The organism is Nocardia beijingensis NBRC 16342 (assembly GCF_001612785.1).
Taxonomy (GTDB): Bacteria; Actinomycetota; Actinomycetes; order Mycobacteriales; family Mycobacteriaceae; genus Nocardia; species Nocardia beijingensis.
In genome coordinates, this window is record NZ_BDBC01000019.1 from 153,589 (window position 1) to 175,308 (window position 21,720).

Below are 21,720 nucleotides of genomic sequence, written 5' to 3' on the forward strand. Positions count from 1 at the left end.
CGTGCGGACTTCGCTGGAATCCCATGTCGGCGCCGCCAACGCGCTCACCGCGCGGTGGTGCGCGGCGGCGGGTGATCGAGACTTCGTGGTGTCCGGCGCCGGGGTGTGGCCGCTGCTCGCCCTGCTCGCCTCCGCGGCGGACGGCCCGGCGCGGGACGAACTGACGACCGCGACCGGCGTGCCCACGGCGGACGCGCGAGCCGGGGCGCTGCGGCTGCTGCGGGATCTCGAGCGCGCGGAGGCGGTGTCGGCCGCACTCGGCGTGTGGGTGCGCCGCGATCTTCCCGTGCACGAGGCGTGGTCGCAAGCGCTCCCCGATGGCGTGCTCGCCCGGTTGGCCGGGCAGTCGGAACTCGACAGCTGGGCGGCCCGGCACACCGATGGGCTCATCGACCGCTTCCCTCTGACGGTCGATCCCGAGACGCTGCTGGTGCTGGCCACCGCTCTGGTCGCGAAAACTCGGTGGCGGGTGCCTTTCGACGTCGGGACGCTGGCACCCGAGAACGGTCCGTGGCATGGGCACCGCGGACCCGGGTTGTCCCGGGCGAGCCGCGACCTGGCGAACGCCGCGATCCTGGACGCGGCGGAACCGGTCACGCGTGTTGTCGTCGAAGGCGTCGCCGACCTCGACGTCCACCTTCTGCTCGGCGCCGGGGCACCCGGCGCCGTGCTCGGTACGGGTCTGGCCGCGCTGTCCGGCGATGCGCCGATCCGTTCCGATCTGCCGCTCGGCACAACGGGACCGGGGCTGACCGTGCGTACCGAACCGGTGATGCCCAACGCCGGTCGACTGCGAATCCACTTGCCGCCTTTCGAGGTTCGCTCCACCCACGATCTGCTCGCCGCCCCCGGCCTGTTCGGCATGACCGCCGCCACCGACTGCACCCGTGGTCACTTTCCGGCGATCTCCCCGCAGCCGCTGTGCGTCGGCCGAGGAGCGCAGGAGGTGCTCGCGCGGTTCAGCCACGAAGGTTTCGAGGCGGCCGCCGTGACAGCCTTCGCGTTACGCGCGGCAGCGGCGGTGCTGCGGCACGACTACGCGCCCGTCGTGTCGGTGGTCTTCGACCGCCCCTTCGGCTTCCTCGCGGTGCACCGCCCGACGGGTCTCGCGGTCGTCGCGGGATGGGTCGCGACCGCGCCGACGTCGTCCCCCGACGCTCCGGCCTGAGCGCTACCGCCGGGCGAAGGCCGGGGCGTGCTCGGGCCGGACACCGCGAGCGAGCAAGAAAGTCGGCACGCTGCGAAGCACGGGGATGCGCCGCAGCAGACGGATCGGCAGCGGCGCGCGAGCGGAACTCGCGATGTCCATGCGCCCGTCGAGGGCGGGGGCGATGGCGAAGGCGTGCAGGAGTCGTTGCATGCCCTGCGTCACCACGGTCGGGAATCGGCGCCGTCGCTGCACCTTCGCCAGCTGCCTGGTGCCGAGCGTGCCCGAGAGCAGGGGCGGGGCGAGGATGCCGGCCGCGGCCACGGCGTCCTGGACGGCCAGGTTGATGCCGACGCCGCCGGCCGGTGACATGGCGTGGGCGGCGTCGCCGAGGCAGAGCAGGCCGTTGGTGTACCACTTGGTCAGCCGATCGAGCCGCACCTCGAGCAACTGGACCTGATCCCAGCTGGTCAAGGCGTCGATCCGGTCGTAGAGCCAGGGCGCGGCCGCGGCCAGGGCGCGCATGATGTCCTGCACCGGCCCGCGGCGGGCGGATTCGTCGGCGCCCTTGGCGATCAGCGTGGCGCACTGCCAGTAGTCGCCGCGGTCGAGCAGCACCGCGACCCGCCGGGCGCTGACGATCGGCAACGCGCCGACGGGATCGATATCGGTGCGCGGCAGACGGAACCACCAGACGTCCATGGGCGTCGGCCATGTGCGGCTCGGCAAACCGGCGGCCGACCGCAGCAGCGATCCGCGGCCGTCGCAGGCCACCGTGAGGTCGGCTTCGATCGCGCCGGTGGCGCCGTCGGCGGTCCGGTAGGCGACACCACCCACCCTGCCGTCGATCCAGACGGGATCGGTGGCCTCGGTGTTCATCCGCAGCCGGAAGGTGGGTTCGGCGGCCGCGGCGCGCGCGAGCAGATCCAGCAGATCCCACTGCGGCACCATGGCGATGTACTTGTGCTTGCCCGGCAGGTGCGTCAGGGTGGCGAGCGTCTGCAGACCGCCGGCGATGGGCAGTTGCACGCGATCCACTTTGCGCGCGGGCAGTTTCGCGAACTCGGCGCCGAGACCCAGTTCATCCAGCAGGTCGAGGGTGGTGGGATGCACGGTGTCGCCACGGAAGTCGCGGAGGAAATCCTTGTGCTTCTCCAGCACCGTCACCTCGACACCGGCCCTGGCGAGCAGCAGCCCGAGGATCATTCCGGCGGGTCCCCCACCGACCACCAGGCATGTCGTGCGTTCCATCGACTGTGCCTCCTCGGTCACCACATCGCCGCAAGGTCTCGCCTGTTCGCGCAAATCCTAGTGTGGCGTGCGCGGCGCCGGACCCGGATCGGCGACGGCCGACCGTCAGCCGATATCCCGGTGCAGCAGGAAGAAGTACGGTTCGGCCATACCGCGCAAATCCATCACGCCGAGCAGGGTGTGCTCGTCGGCGCGCCGGAAGTGATCGATGATCGGCAGATGGTCGTAGACCATCGCGGCACTTGTGACGCCGCGGTATTCGACCGCACGCAGTCGCGCGGTGTATTTCCGCGTGCGCAGCGCGGGCCGCAGGATCGGCAGCACCTTGCGCACGGCGCGCACACCGGGCAGCGGCACCCGTCCGGCCAACGCGACCGGGACGCGGCGCGGATCGACGGCGAATACCGCGCCGCCCGAGGCGAACAGCAACGGATGCACGCTGTCGGGTCCGTCGAACTGCTTGCCGTACCAGCCCGAGGCGACCAGCACGCCGTCCATCGGATGGCCGGTGTCCAGCTCCTCGCCCCGCCAGCGCCCCGTCGTGATGTCCTCGACCGGCGCCGCGGGGAGGCTGTCGAACAGCGCCCACGCCTCCTGGGCAGAACGGATGTCGGTCAGCTCGCTCGCGGCCATGTCTCCCACTTCCCTCACCGAGGCAACGTTGCGATAAGCACTCTATCTGTCTCTCAGAGTCCGGCCGTCGACCAGGTCCTGAGGCGCCTCGGCGCGGCTGTTCAGTAGGACGCCATGAGATAGATCCCGGCGATGATCATGACGCAGGCCACGACGCGTTTGGAGCTGACCGTACGGCGCGGGAACCCCATGAGCCCGAAGTGGTCGATCGCGAGCGCGCCGAACATCTGCCCCGCGATGATCAAGGCGTTGAAGGTGCCCGCGCCCACGTCGGAGGCCACGGAGATCATCGCCAGGATCGCGGCGCCGCCGAGCAGACCGCCGAACGGCGCCCACCGGGGCATGGTCCGGATATCGGCCTTCGTCGGCCACGGCCGGTTCCGGGAAACCAGCAACGCCACCGTCAGGAAGATCGCGAAGCCGGTGAAGGCCACGGCGTAGGAGATCACGCCGCACAGCCAGACGTTCTTCAACGCGAGCTTCAGCGAGTTCTGGCAACCGGCTTCTACGGAGCGCAGCGCGCCGCCGACCAGGATGAACGCGAAGATGAGTGCCATCGTGGCGCGGGGCAGCGCGGCACGGGTCTTCTCGGCGGTCTGAACCGTCATCGAATGTCCTCGGGAGGGTGCGAGAGTGGATGGCTTGACCGGCAGCGGTGAGTGGGTGTCCTGCTGTCAGGTGACGCTGACCCTGGGCTCGTCACCCGCGGGTTCGTCGGCCATCAGGTAGATCGCGAGCGTGATCAGCCCGCAGGCCACCAGACGCGGAATGCTGGCGGATCGCTCTTCGAATCCCATGAGGCCGAAGTGATCCATGATCACGGCGACCACCATCTCGCCGACGATCACCAGCGCGCTGAACGTGGCCACGCCGACATGCCGGGCGACGGCGATCATCCCCATCACCGCCGCGCCGCCGAGCAGACCGCCGAACGGCGCCCACCACGGCATGTTCCGCACGTCGTCCAGCGTCGGCCACGGCGACTTCGACGAGAGGGCCAGGAAGATCGAAAAGCCGGTCAGCGCAACGGCATACGAGATCACGGCGCAGAGCCACATGTTCTTCATGTGGTTCATCAACGTGTTCTGACAGCCCGCTTCGGCCGACCGTAGGCTGCCTCCGACCAGGATGAACAGAAAGACCAGTCCGATGACGATGCTCATGGGCAATACATCCTTGGCTTCGGTGGCGGACGAACACCGAGAGTGCGTCGGGCGCACCGTCCCCACCCCAACGGTGGAAAGCGGTGGCGCCGGAGCCGTCGTCCGACCTGTGTGACGCGAATAACGTACCATTGCATAACGGTACGTTCAATGGGTAATCGGAAACCGCTCCGGCCCGCCCCCGCCGGGAAGGGCCCGTTGAGAAGGGCTGCCATGATGGCACCCGTGCCCGAACTGGTCGATTCCTCCGCACGCAGCCCGTCCGCGACGAGGTCCGAGCGGCGGCTGAGCATCCTGGACCGGGTCCGGCTCGCCCTGCTCGCGGCCGGTCTGCTGTGCGTGCTAACCGGCCTGCTGCCCCGCGCCGAGGCCGCCGCGAACATGCGTCGCATCGGCCCGCTGCTACTGTTTCTCGCCGCCGTGATCGTGCTGGCCGAACTCACCAGGCAAGCCAAGGTCTTCGACGCCATCGCCCATCGCCTCGCGATTCTCGGGCGCGGCCACTACCCGGCGCTGTTCGGCCTGTGCGTGCTGTTCGCCTCCGCCACGACGATCCTGTTGAACCTCGACACCACGGCCGTGCTCATCGCCCCGGTCATGCTGGCACTCGCCGCACCCGCTCGGATTCCACCGTTGCCGCTGGCCATGACCACCCTGTGGCTGGCGAACACCGCGAGCCTGCTGTTACCGGTCTCCAATCTGACGAATCTGCTCGCCGCCGACCGGGTGGCGCTGACCGCGACCGGCTTCGCGGGGAGAATGTGGGCGCCGCAACTGGTTTCGATCGCCGCGACGACGGTGTGCCTGTGGGTGTGGTACTGGCGGCGCGGCCGCAGGGAAACCGACCGCTACGTTCCGCCCGAGCCGATCCGCCCCGCGAACTCCCGGGAGCGCGCGCTGTTCTTCGCGACCGCGGGGGCCTGCGTGCTGTTCATCGTCGCGATCCCCGTCGTCGGCGACCGGATCGGTGTCGCGGCGGCGGTCGCGGCGCTCATCGCGTCGGCGGCGTTCGCCGTGTTCGATCGGGGCGCGTTGCGGCTGTCGCTCATCCCGTGGCAACTGCTTGTCTTCGTGGTCGGGTTGTTCCTGGTGGTGCCTACTCTGAGCCGGTTCGGCCTCGGTGACGCGATGCGGGCCTTGATCGGCTCGGACCCCGGTGCACCGGGCGCGTTCCGTGCCGCCGCGGCGGGCGCCGGGCTGTCCAACGTCGCGAACAACTTGCCCGCCTACACCGCGGGCGAGGCGGTGATCCCCGCACAGAACGGCGATCAGCTCCTCGCGTTGCTGATCGGCACCAATGTCGGCCCGATCGTCACACCGTGGGGCTCGCTCGCCACGCTGCTGTGCTTGGAGTTCTGCCGCACGCACGGCGTACGGGTGCCCATGCGGCGTTTCGTCCTGACCGGCGTCGCGCTCGCCACGATCGCCACCGCGGGCGCGGTCGCGGCGCTGCTGGTGACTGGTTAGTCGCCGAAAACCCCGCCTTCCCTTGACCTCGAGTGCGGTCGAGGTACGAGGATGCCGTCGAGGCCGGACGAAACGCGAGTCGGGTTCGGTCTCCGCGCGGGACCACCGGTTCCGGTGCTCCCGCTGGTTCATCCGTACACCCACCAGCGGGAGCATGCGCGCGGTCTCGCGGACCGCCCCGCGCTGCCACCACCCGGGCCAGAGCCGCCAGGAGCGCGGGCCCGGAGCCGCAGAAGGTCAGTTCGGATCCGTGACTTCCCACTCGTAGATCGTGAGTTCCGAGGAGCCGGTGGTGTGCACCGGATCGGTGAACGCGATCTCCCTTGCCGCGGCGAGGCTTTCGGCGTAGATGACATACGCGCCCCCGGTGCCGTCGGTGAAGCGGCCGCTCTCCTGCAACTGCCCTCGGTCGAGCAGTGCTCGCAGGAACTGGCGATGCGGCTCGATCACGGCGGTGTCGAAGCGTGGGGTGCGCATCGCCAGGACGAGGTACTTGTTCACGCCTCGGACTCCGGGCGAGGGGCCCTGGTCGCGGCCGCGGCGGCACGGACCTGCGGCGCCACCAGGACCACCTGCCCCAGCACGCCGTTGAGGAAGGACGGGGAGTCGTCGGTGGACAACTCTTTGGCCAGTTCCACCGCCTCGTCCACGGCGACGACCGGGGGGACGTCACTCGCGTGGAACAACTCCCACACCGCGATGCGCAGGATCGCGCGATCCACGGCCGGAAGGCGGGGCAGGGTCCAGTCCTGCAAGTAGGACTCGATGGTCCCGTCCACCCGGTCGAGATCGTCGGCGACGCCTTCGACCAAGGTGCGGGTGTAGGGGTGCACCGGCGCTACCGACTGGTCGCGGGCGGCCAGCTCGGCGCGCTCGTCGAGCAGGTCGGCGGCGTCGACGTCCCTGGCCTCCGCCTCGAACAGCAGGTCGACCGCACGGCGGCGGGCCTTGTGCCGCGCGCCGAGCTTCTTGAACGTGGACTTCTTGTCCACGGGCTGTTCAGCCACGGTCACATCATTCCGGATCGGCCGGCCCGGCGCTCAGGCGTTGACCCGGCCGAGGTAGCTGCCGTCGCGCGAGTCGATGCGCAGCTTGTCGCCGGTGTTGATGAACAGCGGGACCTGCACCTCGGCGCCGGTCTCCAGGGTGGCGGGCTTGGTGCCGCCGGTGGAGCGGTCACCCTGCAGGCCGATGTCGGTGTGCTGGACCACCAGCTCGATCGACACCGGGAGCTCGACGTACAGCGGCGCGCCCTCGTGCATCGAGACCTGCACGGTCATGTTCTCCAGCAGGAAGCGGGCGCCGTCGCCGATGGTGGCCTCGGAGATGGAGATCTGGTCGAAGGTCTCGCCGTCCATGAAGACGTAGTCCGAGCCGTCGTGGTACAGGTAGGTCATGTCGCGGCGGTCGACGGTGGCGGTCTCCACCTTCACGCCGGCGTTGAAGGTCTTGTCGACCACCTTGCCGGACACGACGTTCTTCAGCTTGGTCCGCACGAACGCGGGGCCCTTGCCCGGCTTGACGTGCTGGAACTCGATGATCTGCTGGAGCTGACCGTCGATCTTCAGCACAAGGCCGTTCTTGAAGTCGCTGGTGTCCGCCACTGTCTTCGGATCTCCTCGTTCTACCGCTTGGTCTCGGGCAGACCGGCGTCAGTCGACGACGGTCAGGTCTGTGCTGGTGTGGGTGAGCAACTCGGGGCCCCCTTCGCGCACCACGAGCGTGTCCTCGATCCGGACCCCGCCGCGGCCGGGAAAGTACACACCTGGTTCGACGGTCACCGCCACGCCAGACAGAAGTGTACCGGTTCCGGTTTTCGCGATTCCGGGCGCTTCGTCGATCCGCAGACCGACCCCGTGGCCGAGGCCGTGCACGAACGACTTGCCGTGCCCGGCCGCCTCGATCACCGCCCGCGCCGCGGCGTCGACGGCGGACACCGCGACCCCGGGGCGCAGCGCCGCGCGACCGGCCTCCCGCGCGGCGGCGACCAGCGCGTACGCCTCGCGCTGCCACTCCTCGGCCCGGCCGAGGACGAAGGTGCGAGTGAGCACGGCGTGATAGTCCCCGACGACCGCGCCGCAACGGACCGCGACCAGATCTCCCGTACCGAGCGGGGTGTCGGCGGGACGATGCCGTGGAACGGCGGAATTCTTCCCGGTGGCGACCGTGGCCGCGGCGACCCACTCCGCGCCGTGCTCGAACATCGCCCATGCCAGATCGCGAGCCACCTGCCGCTCGGTCCGTCCCGGCCGCAATCCCCCGGCTTCGAGTAATGCGCGCAGGCCCGAGTCGCACGCGTCCGCGGCGGTGCGAATACGCGCGGCCTCGTGCGCGTCCTTCACCATGCGCAACTGCTCGACCAACCCGACGGTGGCCGCGAACTCCAGGCCGGTGCGCCGCTCGACCAAGCCGCGATGCTGCTCGACCGTGACCACATGGCTCTCGTACCCGACTCGCCCCACGTGCCACTCTCCGGCCAGCTCCACGATCCGGCGCGTCGCCGCGCTCGCGATCTCGGCGCGCAGATCGGGCGCCTGGACGGCGACCAGATCGCGGTGGCAGCCGTCGGTGCCGATCACGGTGCGTTCCTCGTCGTTGCCGGTATCCCAGGAATGCACCAGCAGGGCGGAGTCCTTTCCGCAGAACCCGGTCAGATATCTGATATTCACCGGATCGGTGACCATCAGAGCGTCGACCTCGTTCTCCATCAGCAGACCGCGCAACGCGCTGCGGCGCGCAGCATAGTCCGGGCCCCGACCTGCGTGATCAGCAGACATGCGTCCAAGCTACCGCCGAAACGCGGTCGTGGGCGCGCAACACGGAGACCAGCCGGGAAGCGCCCCCGGCCTGCGCGCACGCCCGGCACGACGATCGGACGGCGGAGACGCATTCTGATACACGGGATCTTCACTTGTGCTGGAGTTGTGCACATTTCACCGGCGCCACGTCCAACTCGGGCTGCGGGCAACGAGCCTGGAGGCATGTCGTCGATCTATTTCACCGCGCTCACGGTGTGGTGCATCGCCGCGAGCTGCGTCGATCTCCGAACCCTGCGGCTCCCGAACGCCCTCACCGGCTCGGGCGCCGCCCTGATCCTCGGATTCGCCTTGTGCACAGGGCGATTCACGATCGCGCTCTGCGGCGCCGCACTGCTCGCATCGCCCTATCTGCTCGTGCACCTGGCCGCACCGGCCGCATTGGGCGCGGGCGATGCGAAGCTCGCCGTGGGTCTCGGCGCGGCCGCCGCGCTTGGCGGCGCGCAGTGCTGGGTGTCGGCCGCGCTCGCCGCGCCGGTGCTGACGGCGCTCGCCGCCGTCGTACAGCTGGTGCACCGAGCGGCACGTGCGGGCCCTCGGGCGGACCGCGCTGTGCTGCCCCATGGACCCTCGATGTGCTCGGCGACCTTGCTCGCCCTCGCCGTCTGGGCGCCGGGAGCACACTGAGCGCGACGGCTTTTCCTAGTCAGCAAATATTCCGCTATTGATCGGTAGCATCAATCGCGGGCATCGACTTCCCGAGCAGTCGCTGGAATGGGCTCGACGGCGGCCCCTCGGCCCGTTGCCCCCGTGCATGCGCCTGCAGGCGACGCAGCGTCCAGAAGGAGCCGCCCAGTGAATCCGAGGCACCCGTCGCGAAGACCGATCGTCGCGGGAACCGACGGTTCCGAGCAATCGATCGTCGCGGTCCGCTGGGCGGCGCAGACCGCGGCGCTGCGCGACGCGCCCTTGCACATCGCGCTCGTCATGGAGTCGTCGCTCGGCTCGGCCGACGACGATCCGCCGCGGCCCGCGGCGTTGCTGCGGGTGCGCGAGGCGGACGAGGCGATCGAGCGTGCCGCGGACGCCGCGGTGGCGGCCGCCCATTCCGTGCGCGACATCGCCATCGGCACCGAGATCCGCACCGCGCACATCGCCACCGCACTCGTCGAGCGCTCCCGCAACGCGGCGATGCTCGTGGTCGGCACCCGCGGGATCGGCCGCGTGCAGCGTGTTCTGCTCGGCTCGGTCAGCAGCGCCGTCGCCAGGGGCGCCGACTGCCCGGTGGCGGTGGTGCCCGCCGAGACGCCGCTGTGGGACCGGGCGAACACCGCTCCGGTGATCGTCGGCGTGGACGGCTCCACCGCCGAGCAGGCCGCCATCGGACTGGCGGCGGCGGAGGCGTCGCTGCGCGGAGTCGACCTGGTGGCCGTGCACACCTGGGGCGAGGTCGAACCGCTGGCCGCGATCGGCACCGATTTGGCCGCGGCACGCCGGACCGAGGAAGCGTTGCTCGCCACCGCCCTCGCGGGCTGGCAGGAGCGGTACCCGGAGCTGACCATCCGGCGCGAGGTCGTCCGCGACCGGCCGGAGCGGCGCTTGCTGGAACGCTCCAGAGAGGGACAGCTGCTCGTGGTGGGCAACCGTGGCCGGGGGACCTTGGGCAGGCTGCTGTTCGGCTCGGTCGGTGACGCGCTGCTGCGCGCGGTGGATCGCCCCATCGTCATAGCCCGCTGAGCGTCATAGCCCGCTGAGCGGCGGGGCCCGGACCGCCCGGCGTGCGCGCCGTCACGGCGGGCCGCGTTCCGGAGCACCCGCGTCGACATGGGAAGATGAACGATGTGCTGCGTTGGATAACTGCCGGAGAATCCCATGGTCCCGCTCTCGTCGCCATCCTCGAGGGGATGGTGGCAGGCGTCGAGGTGACGTCGGACGAGATCTCCGCGCAGCTGGCGCGCCGCAGGCTCGGCTACGGTCGCGGCGCGCGGATGAAGTTCGAGGCCGACAAGGTCACCGTGGTGGGTGGCGTTCGGCACGGGCGCACGATGGGCGGCCCGGTGGCCATCGAGGTGGCCAACAGCGAGTGGCCGAAGTGGACCACCGTCATGTCGGCCGACCCGGTCGACCCGGCCGAACTCGCCGACTTGGCCCGCAACGCACCCCTGACCCGGCCACGGCCCGGACACGCCGACTACTCCGGCATGCTCAAGTACAACTTCGACGACGCCCGCAATGTGCTCGAGCGCGCCAGCGCCAGGGAGACCGCCGCGCGCGTCGCGGCGGGCACCGTCGCACGCAATTTCCTGCGCCAGGCGTTCGGCGCGGAGGTCGTCTCGCATGTCGTGTCGATCGGCGCCGCGCAGAACACCTCCGGCATCGTGCCGACCGCCGCCGATCTCGCCGCGGTGGACGAGAGCCCCGTGCGCGCGTTCGACAAGGACGCCGAAGCCGCGATGATCGCGGAGATCGAGGCGGCCAAGAAGGACGGCGACACCCTCGGTGGCGTTGTCGAGGTGGTCGTGGCGGGACTTCCGGTCGGCCTCGGCTCGTTCACCAGCGGCGAGAACCGGCTGGACGCACGCCTGGCGGCCGCGCTGATGGGCATCCAGGCCATCAAAGGCGTCGAGGTGGGCGACGGTTTCGAGACCGCGCGCCGCCGCGGCAGCCAGGCGCACGACGAGATGCGGCCCGGCCCCGACGGCGTGCTGCGTTCGACCAACCGTGCCGGCGGCCTGGAAGGCGGCATGACCAACGGCGAGGCGCTGCGCGTGCGCGCGGCCATGAAGCCGATCTCCACGGTGCCGCGCGCGCTGTCCACCGTCGACATGACCACCGGCGACGAGGCCGTCGCCATCCATCAGCGTTCGGACGTGTGCGCCGTGCCCGCCGCGGGCGTGGTGGCCGAATCCATGGTGGCGCTGGTCGTCGCGCAGGCCGCGCTGGAGAAGTTCGGCGGCGACTCGCTCACCGAGACCGTCGATAACATCACCAGCTACATCAAGCGCATCAGCACTCGCCCCCACGTGCATGCGGACAGTCGGTCGCAATGATCGTGCAGACCGATCCGCGCGCCCCGCGCGTGGTGCTGGTCGGACCGCCGGGGGCGGGGAAATCCACGATCGGCCGCAAGCTCGCCAGGGAACTGGGGGTCGAGCTCTACGACACCGATGCCGGCATCGAGAAGGAGACCGGCCGCACGATCCCGGAGATCTTCGCCGAAGACGGTGAGCCCGAATTCCGCAAGATCGAGGAGCGGGTGGTGCGCCGCGCGGTCCTCGCCGAACGCGGCGTCGTCTCGCTCGGCGGCGGCGCGGTGCTGTCCGCGAACACCAGGGACCTCCTGCGTGGCCGCACCGTCGTCTACCTGGAGATCAGTGTCGCCGAGGGGCTTCGGCGCACCGGCGCGAGCACACAGCGGCCACTGCTCAACGGCGCCGACCCCGGCGCGAAGTACCGGGAGCTGATGCGTACCCGCAGGCCGCTGTATCGGGAAGTGGCCACCGTCCGGGTCCGCACCGATGGCCGCAGCCCGGGCCGGGTGGTGCGGATGATCATGACCAAGCTCGGGATGGAGCCGGTCGAACCGGCCGACGCGAACCTGCGGCCACCGCCGAGCGGAATCCCGCAGGGCAGCAGCCGATCCCGAGCCCGCAGGCGCGCCAGGGCCAGAGCGGCCGCCCGGCGCAAGGACGCCGATCAGAGCGAGACCACCGACACCGCGACCGGCGCCGCGGCCGAATCGACGGTGACCGCCGCCGTGCGATCCCGGCGCTCCCGCAGGAGCGTCACCAGCGAACCCGACGCCGCGAACGGAACCGGCAACGGTGAGACGGCGGCGGGCAGCCGGTCCCGGCGCTCCCGCGCGCGCCGTGCTCGTTCCCGGGCGCGGCAGCAGTCGACCACAGCAACAACAGAATCGGAGCAAGCCACGTGACAGAGCCGAGTCGTCTCGAAGTCCGGACCGCCGACCCGTACCAGGTGATCATCGGCCGCGGGTTGCTCGGCGAACTCGTCGAGTCGGTCAACAACGCGACCAAAGGCGTGCGCACGGTCGCGATCTTCCATCAGCCGCCGCTGACCGAGACCGCGGAAGTGGTGCGCAAGGCGCTGGCCGACACCGGCTTGGACGCGCACCGCATCGAGATCCCCGACGCCGAGGCGGGCAAGGACCTGGCCGTCGCCGGATTCTGCTGGGAGGTGCTCGGGCGCATCGGCTTGACCCGCAACGACGTCGTGGTCAGCCTCGGCGGCGGCGCGGCGACCGACCTCGCCGGTTTCGTCGCGGCCACCTGGATGCGGGGCGTGCGCATCGTGCACGTGCCGACCACGCTGCTGGCGATGGTCGACGCGGCGGTCGGCGGCAAGACCGGCATCAACACCGAAGCGGGCAAGAATCTGGTCGGCTGTTTCCACGAACCCGCCGCGGTGCTCGTCGATCTGGCGACTTTGGAGACGGTGCCGCGCAATGAGATCGTCGCGGGCATGGCCGAGATCATCAAGGCCGGTTTCATCGCCGACCCGGTGATCCTCGAGCTGGTGGAACGCGACCCGGAAGCCGCCCTCGACCCGTCCGGCGAGGTGCTGCCGGAGCTGATCCGCCGCGCGATCCAGGTGAAGGCCGATGTCGTCGCCGCCGATCTGAAGGAATCCAGTCTTCGCGAGATCCTGAACTACGGTCACACCCTCGGCCACGCGATCGAGCGGCGCGAGCGCTACCGGTGGCGGCACGGCGCCGCGGTCTCCGTCGGACTGGTGTTCGCCGCCGAACTCGGCCGGCTCGCGGGACGTCTCGATGACGCCACCGCCGACCGGCATCGTGCGATCCTGTCCGCCGTCGGGCTGCCGACCAGCTACGACGCCGACGCGCTTCCCCAGCTGCTGGACGCCATGCAGACGGACAAGAAGACCCGCTCCGGCGTGCTGCGCTTCGTCGTGCTCGACGGTCTGGCCAAGCCGGGACGGCTGGAAGGACCCGATCCCGCGTTGCTGGCCGCCGCCTATTCGGCGATCGCCCGGGAGGACAGTCCCAGCGGCGGTGCGGTGCTGCTGTAGTCGCACCGGCCACACGAAAACGGCGCGCCCGGTTCGGGCGCGCCGTTTCGTCGAATCAGATCGCGCTGCCCGCGGCGGAGTACAGCGACGGCGGAGTGGAGCGCCCCTTGCCGTTCTGCCGTTCGGCCAGCATCCGGCCGACACCGACGCCGACCAGCGCGGGCACGAAGATCAGCAGGATGATGAACGCCGCGCCCGCCGTGACTTCGAACAGCAAGCCGTTGTCGCCGAGATCGAACCGGGGAACCAAGTCCAGGATCCAGGAGGCCAGCCCGCTGCCGACACCACCGACGACAGCGGCCTTCAGCCACATCATGGTCAGATCGGCGCCGCGTTCGGCGTCTCCACTCGCGATGCGGTCCCTGCGACCGTCCAGCACACCCCAGGCCACGATGACCGCGACCAGCACGATCAGGCACAGCAGGCGCATCAGCGCCCCGTGCGTCGGCCAGTCAACCATCGCGAACCCGAGCCCGGCGCGCAACGCCACCACCAGCGCCCCGAGCACGACGGCCCGCAACAACCAAGCATTCATGCGAAACACCATAACGCCCATTCGGCCGTAAACGAACGAAACCGGCGCGGCGAGATTCGCGCTGCCCACCGGACGCCCTGCCGTATTCTGGCCGGACCCGCACTCGTCCGAGGTAGCCATGCGCGTCACGAAAATGACCACCCACGTCGGGGCCGAAGTCACCGATATCGATCTGTCTCGCGCACTTCCCGATTCGGAAATCGCCTCCCTCCGTGCCGCGCTGCTGGAACACAAGGTTTTGTTCTTCTCCGATCAGGACCTCGACCATGCGAGCCATATCGAGTTCGCCCGCCGGTTCGGTCCCGTCACTGCGGCGCACCCGCTGATCGACACCTCGTCGTCCGCTTTTCCTGAGATCTTGACCGTCGACAATCTCGCGAACGAACGGAAATACGGCAAGAGCGCCGCCGAGCGGCGCCGAACGCAGACCTCGCCGCTGTCGTCCTGGCACAGCGATCTCACGCCCGTGGTGAATCCGCCGTCCATCGGCATCCTCCGCGCGCAGACGGTCCCGGCTTTCGGCGGTGATACCCAGTGGTGCAATCTGGTCGCCGCTTACCAGGGCATCTCACCGGCGGTGCGGGCGATGCTCGAAACGCTGGCGGCCGAACATCGCTATCTCGCCGGCTACCAGAGCGCCGAACCCGACGACCGGTACCACCGCACGGTCGCCGCCCGCCCGCTGGCCGCGGTACATCCGGTGGTGCGCGGGCACCCGGAGACCGGCGAGTCGGCGTTGTTCGTGAATCCACTGTTCACCCACCGCATTCTGGGCCTGACCGGCGCGGAGAGCAGGCACGTTCTGGCGATGCTGTTCGAACAGCTCACCGATCCTGCCTTCACCGTGCGGTACCGGTGGCGTGCGGGCAGCGTCGCGATGTGGGACAACCGGGCGACGGCGCACACGCCGCCGGCCGATCTCGCCGGACCGGTGGAGCGAGTGCTGCACCGCGTGTCCGTCGTCGGCGAGGTCCCCGTCGGCGTCGGCGGCCAGCGCTCGTACGCGTTGGACGGCGACCCGTGGCCGGCACACCGTCACGGGGACGCGGCGGGTTGACCGTTCGCTTGCCGGGCGGGCAGTAGGAACCGGTGCCGCTCGTCGACGGTGAGTTCGCGCAACCCCATCGCGTTCGCCACGGCGGGCACCGAGTCGAGATCCCTGCCGAAGTTCCAGATCCGGATCTCGCCGTCGTCGCTGCTGGTGGCCAGCTGTTCGCCGTCCCTGCGCCAATGCAGACCCCAGACCGGCTGCTTGTGACCGCGCACCACGGCCAGCGACCGCTGGTCGTCGACCGACCAGAGCCGGATCGTCCCGCTCCGGGTGGCCCCCGCGATCCAGCCCGGCTCCCGGGGCGACCAGGCGACCGCCTGGACCGCGTCGTCGCCGATGCTGAAGCTCGCCTGCAGCTCCCCCGTGGCGGCGTCCCAGATCCGCAAGTAACCGTCGAAGCATCCGGTCGCGATCCGGGTACCGTCGGTCGACCACGCCGCGGTCCAGACTTCGTCGTGGTGCCCGTCCAGCATCAGGATCTCCCGCTGTCCCGCCACGTCGAGGACGCGGACCGTCCGGTCCAGCAGCGCTACGACCAAGCGGCCGCCGTCGCGGGACCAATCCGTGGCGGTGACTCCGTCGGCGAAGGTCAGCACCGTCGGTGCGGATTCGACGGCCGACATGTCCCACAGCCGCACCGTGCGGTCCCGTGAGGCGGTAGCGAGCCGGTCGCCTCCGGGACTCCACGAAACCCAGGTCCCCACCCCGGAGTGACCGCGCAAGACGGAACGGCAACCGCCGGTCGCAGAGTCCCAGATCCGGATGGTCTGGTCACGGCTGGTGCTGGCCAGCAGTCCCCCGGATGGCGACCAGTGCAGATGGACGGCCTCGGATTCGTGGCCGAGGAACGTGGTCAACTCGCGTCCGGTGCGAACGTCCCAGAGCTTCACCGAACCGTCGAACGCCGCGGAAGCCAGTCGCCGTCCGTCCGCGGCCCACGCGACGGCGCGCGTCAATCGGTCGTGCTGCAGCTGCGTCACCGCGCTGCTCCAGACCCGCAGGGTTCCGTCGGCCGATCCGGTCACCACTTGGCTGTCGTCGGGCGCCCAGGAGACCGATGTGGTCGCCTCGTCCTGGCTGCGCTGCGTGATCACCGCGCGGTAGGGCCGCACCGACCAGATCTTCAGGGTCCGGTCCTCGCTACAGGTCGCCAGCCGGTCGCCGTCGTGCGACCAGGCGACGGCCACCGTCGCGGCGTCGTGGGCGACGAACAGCTCGTCGAGCGCGCGCTCCCGCGGCGCCCAGATCCGCACGATCCAGTCGCTGGAGCCCGAGGCGAGCCGATCTCCGCTCGGATTCCAGTCCAGGTCGAGCACGGCCGCTTCGTGCCCGTACAGGACATCGGTGGCGGTCGCGCCCGCGACGTCCCAGAGGCGGACGGTGCGGTCGGCGCCACCGCTGGCCAGCCGCGCGCCGTCGGGCGACCACGCCACCGCGTGCACCGCACCGGCATGCTCGCTCCAGCACGCCACCTCCGACCCCGCCGCCACATCCCACACCCGCACCACCCCGTCCGCGCCACCGCTGGCCAGCCACGCGCCGTCGGGCGACCACGCCACCGCGTGCACCGCACCGGCATGCTCGCTCCAGCACGCCACCTCCGACCCCGCCGCCACATCCCACACCCGCACCACCCCATCCGCGCCACCGCTGGCCAACCACGCGCCATCCGCCGACCACGCCACCGAGCAGGCGCCGCTCCCACCCACCGGCCAGGACACCGTCTCCTGGCTGCCCGCGCGGTCGTACAGCATCACGGCGCCGTCGGCCAAGGCGGCGGCGATGAGCTGGCTGCCGGGCGCCCAGGCCACCTGACGGACGGCGGCCGAGGCCAGACGGGTCACCCGATGCAACCTCGTCGCGCACAGAGCGGCGACCAGGACCTGCCGGGTTTCCGGGGTGGGCGCGTACTCCCGTTCGGCGGCGAGCGCCACCATGATGGCGGTATCGGGTTCGCGCATGATCCACTCCGAGGCCACCACGGCGCTGGCATCGGCGAGCCGTTCCGCGGTCACCCGGTCCGCACGGGTCGAGCGCTGCAGGAACTCCTCGACCGTCGGCACCGCCTGCGCGTCCGCTCCCGCATCCGCCCACCATCCCAGAGCGGCTTCCAATCGCGCTCCGGCGAGCAGGAATTCGTCCGCGCGCTCGGACTCCGCCCAGTCCCTTGCCCACCGTTCCAGCCGGGAAAGCTGTTCCAGGCCGGCGCGTCTGGTTTCGGCGAGCTGCCGCAGTGGCGCCCAGTGCCGGATCAACGCCTCGTGGGTGACCTGGTAGAAGACCCCGTCCGATTGCGGGCCCGAGTCCGCCGAGAGCAGCCGCGCCTGCACGAAAGCCGCCACGATGCGGCGATCGTCCGGCGACAGAGTGGCGTCGTTGACCTGCCTGCGGGTGAAGCTGGACCCTTCCAGGTGGAAGAAACGCAGCAGCGTGTCCAGGATGCGGTCCTCGACGGCCCCGCGGCGCACGAGGTCCTCGGTGACGCTGTTCGCGCGCGCGGACAGCGCGCCGAGCACGCCGCCGGAGGCCTGGTAATCCGCCTCGGTGATCACCGTGCGGGCCCCTTTGCGTTCCCACAGTTCCATCAGCGTCCAGGCCAGCAGCGGCAGCGCCTCCCCGCTGCCGGTCTCACCGACCATCTGACGCACCAGATCGGGTGGATCGAAACGCACACCGGCGGCGTCCGCCGGACGCTCGATGACCTCGTGCAGCGCCGAGGTCGGCAGCACCGCGACCGGGACGGGGTGCTCGAACAGCTCGGCATGCGGCCCGGACAGGAAGTGGGTCAGGAATTCCGAGCGGAACACCAGGATCACGCACGCCCACGGACACGTGCGCAGCACACGCTCGATCATGGTCAAGTAGCGGCGCTCCTCGTCCTCCGATCGCGCGGTCACCAATTCCTCGGCCTGGTCGACGACGAGCAGCAGCTGCGGCGAGCGATGCGCCGCCTTCGCTCGCAACCGCTCCAGACAGTCGCGGAGATGATCGGTGTCGCGACTCAGCTCGCGCTCCACCGCGCCGACCGACCCGTCCAAGCCGCCCTCGACCAGCGCGCGGGCGAGCGAGCGCAGGGGTTCCGGGCCGGGCACCACCCGGGGCAGCACCACCCACCTCCCCCGGCGAGCCGTCAGGCGGGGCACCAGTCCGGCCTGCACCAGCGACGATTTCCCCGAGCCGCTAGGTCCGACGATCGCGATGCAGCGCAGCAGATCCGCCTGCTCGACCTGGACCCGATCGAGCAGCCTGCGGATGTCGCGATCGCGGCCGAAGAACACGCCCGCCTCGCTCTCGGAGAACGCGTCGAGCCCGGGATACGGGCTCTCACCCGCCTTCAAACGCACCCGCTCCCAGCGGGATTCGGAGAGATGCCGCCACACGCGTACCCCGATCAACAGCAGAGCGGAGGCGAGCAGCGCGCCGAAAGCCCAGAGCGGAGCCGCTTCATGGACGAAGGTGGGCAGGTTGTCGTCACTGGTGGCGAGGTTCGTCGCCAAACCGAGCAGCGTTCCGACGAGGATGGAGAACAGATCGGGTACCAGATCCGACCGCGATTTCATTTATTCCACCTTATGGACACACGCGGGCTCGAGTTGTTAACTTTAAGACCTTCGCCATGCGCGGAAGCATGGAAAGTTCTGTATGCCAGCCGGTTCAGATTACCCAGAGCGGGGGACGGGCCATGATCGTTTCCGAAATGCGAGCAGCAGCCGCCACAGCAGCGCGGTCGGCGGCGCCGGATACCGTACCGGGCACCGCGGGCTGGCTCGCCGAGCCCGTCGCGCGATCGGCGGCGCCCGACGCGCTGCCCGGCGCCGCGAGCTGGCTCGCCGAATCCGGTGTTCAGCACCCGGTTACCGCTGGGCGACCACAGTCCGTGATGGACGTCATCGACGACATCGTCGGCGACATGCGCCCTTGATCGGCGGCGCCGAGAACGTGCCGGCGGCCGAGGACGCCGATCTCTATTTGGTCGGTCTCGGATTGAAGCCGTCCCATGTGACAGCGGAAACCCGAACAGTTCTGGGCGGTGTCAATCGAATTCTCTACGCCAGCTATGTTCCCGGCACGGCGGAATTTCTCCGTGAACTCTGCCCGGACATAGTCGACACTTCGGAATTCTATGTGCACGGTTCCGATCGGCTGCGCACCTATAAAACGATGGCCGCGCGTGCGCTGGAGGCAGCGCTCGAGATGCCTCCGGTAGCGCTGGCCTTATACGGACATCCCTTGCTGTTGTCGCTGCCGTCGGCGATCTGCCTGCGCGCCGGTCCGCGCCTGGGTGTGCGGGTACGCACGCTGCCGGGCATCTCCGCGTTGGACTGTCTGACGGCGGATTTAGGCATCGACATCGTCGGCACGGGCGTCCAGATGCACGAGGCCACCGACATCCTGCTGTATCGACGCACGCTGCAGCCGGAGCTGGCGGCGGTCATCTGGCAGGTCGGCTTGCTGGGCACACGGCTGCACAGCGCCGACACCGGCAACACCCCGGACCGCATCCGGGAGCTGGGCGAGTATCTGTCTCGCTGCTACGCGGCGGACCACCCCGCCACCTTGGTCGTCTCGGCGATCACCGATGAGCCCTCGCGCCTCTACCACTCGACGGTGGGGCAGCTCGGTGAGGTCGGTGAACTACTGACCCCGGCGACAACGCTGTATCTGCCACCGATACCGGCGCCCGAACGAGTGGACCGCGACATCGCCGCCCGGTTGACGAACCCGGACTACCTCGACGCCGTCACCCTGCCCACAGGAAATCCGTGATCCAGGTCCGGATCGCCTCGGAATAGTCCAGCAACGCCGGGAATTCGCGCGGCACGTGGCCGATGTCGGGGTAGTCCACCAGCCGAGCGGGCGCGCGACCGCAGGCCCGCAACGCGTCGTGCAACTGGCGCCCCTCCCCGGGCGGAGTGCAGCGGTCGCGCCCGCCGACGATCACCAGCGTCGGAGTGGTGATCTCGCTCGCCCGGCGCAGCGGATTGCGGCCGAGCGCGGCCCCCGTGGCGAAGGTCTCGGCGAACCGCCGGATGTTCGACGTCTGCTGGAAGCTCGTCCAGTCGGTGATCGGCGAACTCACCACGGCGGCCTTGAACCGGGTGGTCTCCGTGAGCAGCCACGCGGTCAGATATCCCCCGTAACTCTCGCCACCCACGGCGGTCGGCAATGCGCCGAGCACCTCCGAACACAACCAATCCAGCCCCGACAGCACGTCTTCGGTGTCGACACCGCCGAGGTCGCCGACCAGCCGCGCCACCGATTCGCGGCCGTCGCCCACACTGCCTCGCGGATTCGGGCGGAAGATGGCGATGCCTTCGGCGAGCAGATAGCTCATCGACGCGGGACGCCCTTTCCATTGATCCGCCGACACGCTGACCGGCCCGCCGTGCACCCACAGCAGCAACCCGCGCGGCACACCGGAGGGCAGCGTGAGCAGGCCATGGACTTCCGTGCCGTCCGAGGACTTCCAGCTCACCCAGCGCGAGGTGACCCCGCGCAAGCCGGTGTCGTCGGCGGTGTCGGCGACCGACCAGATCCGCCTGCGGCGGCCGAGGGTCAGCTCGACTAGTCCGGTGGGCGTGTCGAGATTCTCGGCGATGGCGAAGATACGGTCGCCGCCGACAACCACTTTCGGGAAGCGGCGGGCACCGCCGAGGAAATCGCTACCCTCCCACAAAGTTTGGATGCGCTGCGTCGTGGCGTCGATGGTCGCGACGACATTGCACGGTCCCCGCAAGCCTGCCGCTACGAATCGGCCGTGGTCCGACCGAGCCAGCGAGGTCGCGTCGAAACCCGCTGGGAACGACGCGCTGGCACCGGTAACGAGATCGAGTACCCGCACATCGCCCGCGACCAGCCCGCGATCACTGCAGACCCCCTCGATCAGGCCGACCCATCTCCCGTCGAGCGATGCGGTGAGCCAACCGAGTTGCGGCGACGAACCGAACTCGGGCACCGGCCGATACAGCAGTTCGGTCGCACGGGATTCCAGCGCCAGCCGGATGACACGGCTGCTGTACCACGAATCCTCGGAGGCGTCGTCGGACACCAGCAGGACGAGCGCGTCGGGGCCGCACCAGCCGGCCTCCCAGACGTTGAGACCGGGCGAGTTGACCCGCTCCCACGCCCCGGTGACCGGGTCGAGCAGCGCTAACCATCGCGTAGTGGTCGGCACGGCGTCCGAATCCGGGGCCGTCTTTCCGACCCGGTCGGACCCCAGCGCACCCGCTCGATCGACGCCGTCGGGTGCGACGCCGATCAAAATCCTTCGGCCGTCGGGGGACCACTCCACATATTCGGCCCACCCGGGCAGCGGCAATGCTCTGCCTTCCCGGCTCGCGTCCGGCTCGATGATCCACAACTGGTGGGCGTCCGAGGCATCCGACTCCCGAATCGCCGCCAACCGGCCGCTGTCGGGAGACCATGTCGCCGCCCCGTGGACCTGCCGATCACCGGGCAACTCGCGCAGCGACCGCCGCTCCGGATCGATCAGGTACAAGCGCTTCTCGGGCGGGCACCCCAGCCCGCGCTGCACCACTCCGGTACAAGCGATGTGGCGCCCATCCGGCGCCGGGGACGGGTCGGCGAGATCGCCGACCACGCCGAGCAGGGGCGCGAGCGTTCGGGAAAACCAGTCGGCAAGGCTGTACCGATCCGGCATGATC

20 protein-coding genes and 1 pseudogene are annotated in these 21,720 nt (G+C 70.0%); 10 read left to right on the top strand and 11 right to left on the bottom strand.

Going from position 1 to position 21,720, the window contains the following annotated elements; genetic code table 11:
* Window position 1: 1 nt before the first annotated feature.
* On the top strand, window positions 2-1,168 hold the full coding sequence (locus NB3_RS13900) for a serpin family protein (protein ID WP_067802126.1): 1,167 nt from the start codon (window positions 2-4) through the stop codon (window positions 1,166-1,168).
* A gap of 3 nt (window positions 1,169-1,171) precedes the next feature.
* On the opposite strand, the gene NB3_RS13905 is transcribed toward NB3_RS13900, so the two are convergent.
* From NB3_RS13905 to NB3_RS13920, 4 genes are all read right to left on the bottom strand, one after another.
* Window positions 1,172-2,398, bottom strand: a complete 1,227-nt coding sequence (locus NB3_RS13905; protein ID WP_067802128.1) for an FAD-dependent oxidoreductase — start codon at window positions 2,396-2,398, stop codon at window positions 1,172-1,174.
* Window positions 2,399-2,503: 105 nt separating this feature from the next.
* A complete protein-coding gene (locus NB3_RS13910) occupies window positions 2,504-3,031 on the bottom strand; it encodes a DUF4334 domain-containing protein (RefSeq protein ID WP_067802129.1) in 528 nt (175 codons plus the stop codon).
* Window positions 3,032-3,132: 101 nt separating this feature from the next.
* Complete coding sequence (locus tag NB3_RS13915; protein ID WP_067802132.1) at window positions 3,133-3,639, bottom strand: DMT family transporter; 507 nt, start codon at window positions 3,637-3,639, stop codon at window positions 3,133-3,135.
* A 66-nt stretch (window positions 3,640-3,705) separates the two neighbouring features.
* Complete coding sequence (locus NB3_RS13920; RefSeq protein WP_067802135.1) at window positions 3,706-4,194, bottom strand: DMT family transporter; 489 nt, start codon at window positions 4,192-4,194, stop codon at window positions 3,706-3,708.
* Between the two features lie 213 nt (window positions 4,195-4,407).
* Here NB3_RS13920 and NB3_RS13925 point away from each other — a divergent pair, with 213 nt between their 5' ends.
* Window positions 4,408-5,661 carry an ArsB/NhaD family transporter gene (locus NB3_RS13925; protein ID WP_244891894.1) on the top strand — a complete coding sequence of 418 codons (1,254 nt, stop codon included), beginning with the start codon at window positions 4,408-4,410 and terminating at the stop codon, window positions 5,659-5,661.
* A gap of 237 nt (window positions 5,662-5,898) precedes the next feature.
* On the opposite strand, the gene NB3_RS13930 is transcribed toward NB3_RS13925, so the two are convergent.
* From NB3_RS13930 to NB3_RS13945, 4 genes are read right to left on the bottom strand one after another with little or no spacing between them, the layout of a single operon-like run.
* Complete coding sequence (locus tag NB3_RS13930) at window positions 5,899-6,162, bottom strand: YciI family protein (protein WP_174553198.1); 264 nt, start codon at window positions 6,160-6,162, stop codon at window positions 5,899-5,901.
* The gene (nusB, locus tag NB3_RS13935; RefSeq protein WP_067802299.1) at window positions 6,159-6,668 is read right to left on the bottom strand and encodes a transcription antitermination factor NusB; all 510 of its coding nucleotides are present in this window, start codon (window positions 6,666-6,668) and stop codon (window positions 6,159-6,161) included. The genes NB3_RS13930 and nusB overlap by 4 nt, the downstream gene beginning before the upstream one ends.
* Before the next feature lie 33 nt (window positions 6,669-6,701).
* A complete protein-coding gene (gene efp / locus NB3_RS13940; RefSeq protein ID WP_039798939.1) occupies window positions 6,702-7,265 on the bottom strand; it encodes an elongation factor P in 564 nt (187 codons plus the stop codon).
* A gap of 48 nt (window positions 7,266-7,313) precedes the next feature.
* A complete protein-coding gene (locus NB3_RS13945; RefSeq protein ID WP_067802137.1) occupies window positions 7,314-8,438 on the bottom strand; it encodes a M24 family metallopeptidase in 1,125 nt (374 codons plus the stop codon).
* Window positions 8,439-8,642: 204 nt separating this feature from the next.
* Between NB3_RS13945 and NB3_RS13950 the strand changes: the two genes are divergently transcribed.
* The 5 genes and pseudogenes from NB3_RS13950 (at window position 8,643) to aroB (ending at window position 13,469) form a co-directional block, all read left to right on the top strand.
* Window positions 8,643-9,104: a prepilin peptidase gene (locus NB3_RS13950; protein ID WP_067802139.1), complete on the top strand. Its 462-nt coding sequence runs from the start codon at window positions 8,643-8,645 to the stop codon at window positions 9,102-9,104.
* A 168-nt stretch (window positions 9,105-9,272) separates the two neighbouring features.
* Window positions 9,273-10,154 (top strand): universal stress protein, encoded by an 882-nt coding sequence (locus tag NB3_RS13955; RefSeq protein WP_067802142.1) that lies wholly within the window; start codon window positions 9,273-9,275, stop codon window positions 10,152-10,154.
* A 104-nt stretch (window positions 10,155-10,258) separates the two neighbouring features.
* Complete coding sequence (gene aroC / locus NB3_RS13960; protein WP_067802305.1) at window positions 10,259-11,467, top strand: chorismate synthase; 1,209 nt, start codon at window positions 10,259-10,261, stop codon at window positions 11,465-11,467.
* Window positions 11,464-11,982: pseudogene (locus NB3_RS36175) on the top strand (shikimate kinase); the annotation flags it as partial. The gene aroC and the pseudogene NB3_RS36175, both read left to right, overlap by 4 nt.
* A gap of 365 nt (window positions 11,983-12,347) precedes the next feature.
* Window positions 12,348-13,469, top strand: coding sequence for a 3-dehydroquinate synthase (gene aroB, locus NB3_RS13970; RefSeq protein ID WP_067802147.1), 1,122 nt, complete (start codon window positions 12,348-12,350; stop codon window positions 13,467-13,469).
* A 55-nt stretch (window positions 13,470-13,524) separates the two neighbouring features.
* Here the strand turns inward: aroB and NB3_RS13975 are convergent, their stop codons facing one another.
* Window positions 13,525-14,004, bottom strand: coding sequence for a B-4DMT family transporter (locus tag NB3_RS13975; RefSeq protein WP_244891895.1), 480 nt, complete (start codon window positions 14,002-14,004; stop codon window positions 13,525-13,527).
* Window positions 14,005-14,122: 118 nt separating this feature from the next.
* Here NB3_RS13975 and NB3_RS13980 point away from each other — a divergent pair, with 118 nt between their 5' ends.
* Window positions 14,123-15,061: a TauD/TfdA dioxygenase family protein gene (locus NB3_RS13980; protein WP_067802152.1), complete on the top strand. Its 939-nt coding sequence runs from the start codon at window positions 14,123-14,125 to the stop codon at window positions 15,059-15,061.
* Here the strand turns inward: NB3_RS13980 and NB3_RS13985 are convergent.
* Window positions 15,040-18,615, bottom strand: coding sequence for an nSTAND1 domain-containing NTPase (locus NB3_RS13985; protein ID WP_067802155.1), 3,576 nt, complete (start codon window positions 18,613-18,615; stop codon window positions 15,040-15,042). The genes NB3_RS13980 and NB3_RS13985 overlap by 22 nt on opposite strands.
* Window positions 18,616-18,737: 122 nt before the next feature.
* On the opposite strand from NB3_RS13985, the gene NB3_RS35555 reads away from it, so the two are divergent.
* Together NB3_RS35555 and NB3_RS13995 are read left to right on the top strand one after the other, a co-directional pair.
* Window positions 18,738-18,977 carry a hypothetical protein gene (locus NB3_RS35555; RefSeq protein ID WP_067802158.1) on the top strand — a complete coding sequence of 80 codons (240 nt, stop codon included), beginning with the start codon at window positions 18,738-18,740 and terminating at the stop codon, window positions 18,975-18,977.
* 17 nt (window positions 18,978-18,994) lie between these two features.
* Window positions 18,995-19,822 carry an SAM-dependent methyltransferase gene (locus tag NB3_RS13995; protein WP_280516582.1) on the top strand — a complete coding sequence of 276 codons (828 nt, stop codon included), beginning with the start codon at window positions 18,995-18,997 and terminating at the stop codon, window positions 19,820-19,822.
* Here the strand turns inward: NB3_RS13995 and NB3_RS14000 are convergent.
* Complete coding sequence (locus NB3_RS14000) at window positions 19,797-21,716, bottom strand: alpha/beta hydrolase family protein (RefSeq protein ID WP_067802164.1); 1,920 nt, start codon at window positions 21,714-21,716, stop codon at window positions 19,797-19,799. The genes NB3_RS13995 and NB3_RS14000 overlap by 26 nt on opposite strands.
* Window positions 21,717-21,720 lie beyond the last annotated feature (4 nt).

Excerpts from the sequence above, each read along its gene's own strand:
- NB3_RS13905 (WP_067802128.1), bottom strand. The coding sequence starts at position 2,398 with ATGGAACGCACGACATGCCTGGTGGTCGGTGGGGGACCCGCCGGAATG.
- NB3_RS13910 (WP_067802129.1), bottom strand. The coding sequence starts at position 3,031 with ATGGCCGCGAGCGAGCTGACCGACATCCGTTCTGCCCAGGAGGCGTGG.
- NB3_RS13915 (WP_067802132.1), bottom strand. The coding sequence starts at position 3,639 with ATGACGGTTCAGACCGCCGAGAAGACCCGTGCCGCGCTGCCCCGCGCC.
- NB3_RS13920 (WP_067802135.1), bottom strand. The coding sequence starts at position 4,194 with ATGAGCATCGTCATCGGACTGGTCTTTCTGTTCATCCTGGTCGGAGGC.
- NB3_RS13925 (WP_244891894.1), top strand. The coding sequence starts at position 4,408 with ATGATGGCACCCGTGCCCGAACTGGTCGATTCCTCCGCACGCAGCCCG.
- NB3_RS13945 (WP_067802137.1), bottom strand. The coding sequence starts at position 8,438 with ATGTCTGCTGATCACGCAGGTCGGGGCCCGGACTATGCTGCGCGCCGC.
- NB3_RS13950 (WP_067802139.1), top strand. The coding sequence starts at position 8,643 with ATGTCGTCGATCTATTTCACCGCGCTCACGGTGTGGTGCATCGCCGCG.
- NB3_RS13975 (WP_244891895.1), bottom strand. The coding sequence starts at position 14,004 with ATGAATGCTTGGTTGTTGCGGGCCGTCGTGCTCGGGGCGCTGGTGGTG.
- NB3_RS13980 (WP_067802152.1), top strand. The coding sequence starts at position 14,123 with ATGCGCGTCACGAAAATGACCACCCACGTCGGGGCCGAAGTCACCGAT.
- NB3_RS13985 (WP_067802155.1), bottom strand. The coding sequence starts at position 18,615 with ATGAAATCGCGGTCGGATCTGGTACCCGATCTGTTCTCCATCCTCGTC.
- NB3_RS35555 (WP_067802158.1), top strand. The coding sequence starts at position 18,738 with ATGATCGTTTCCGAAATGCGAGCAGCAGCCGCCACAGCAGCGCGGTCG.
- NB3_RS14000 (WP_067802164.1), bottom strand. The coding sequence starts at position 21,716 with ATGCCGGATCGGTACAGCCTTGCCGACTGGTTTTCCCGAACGCTCGCG.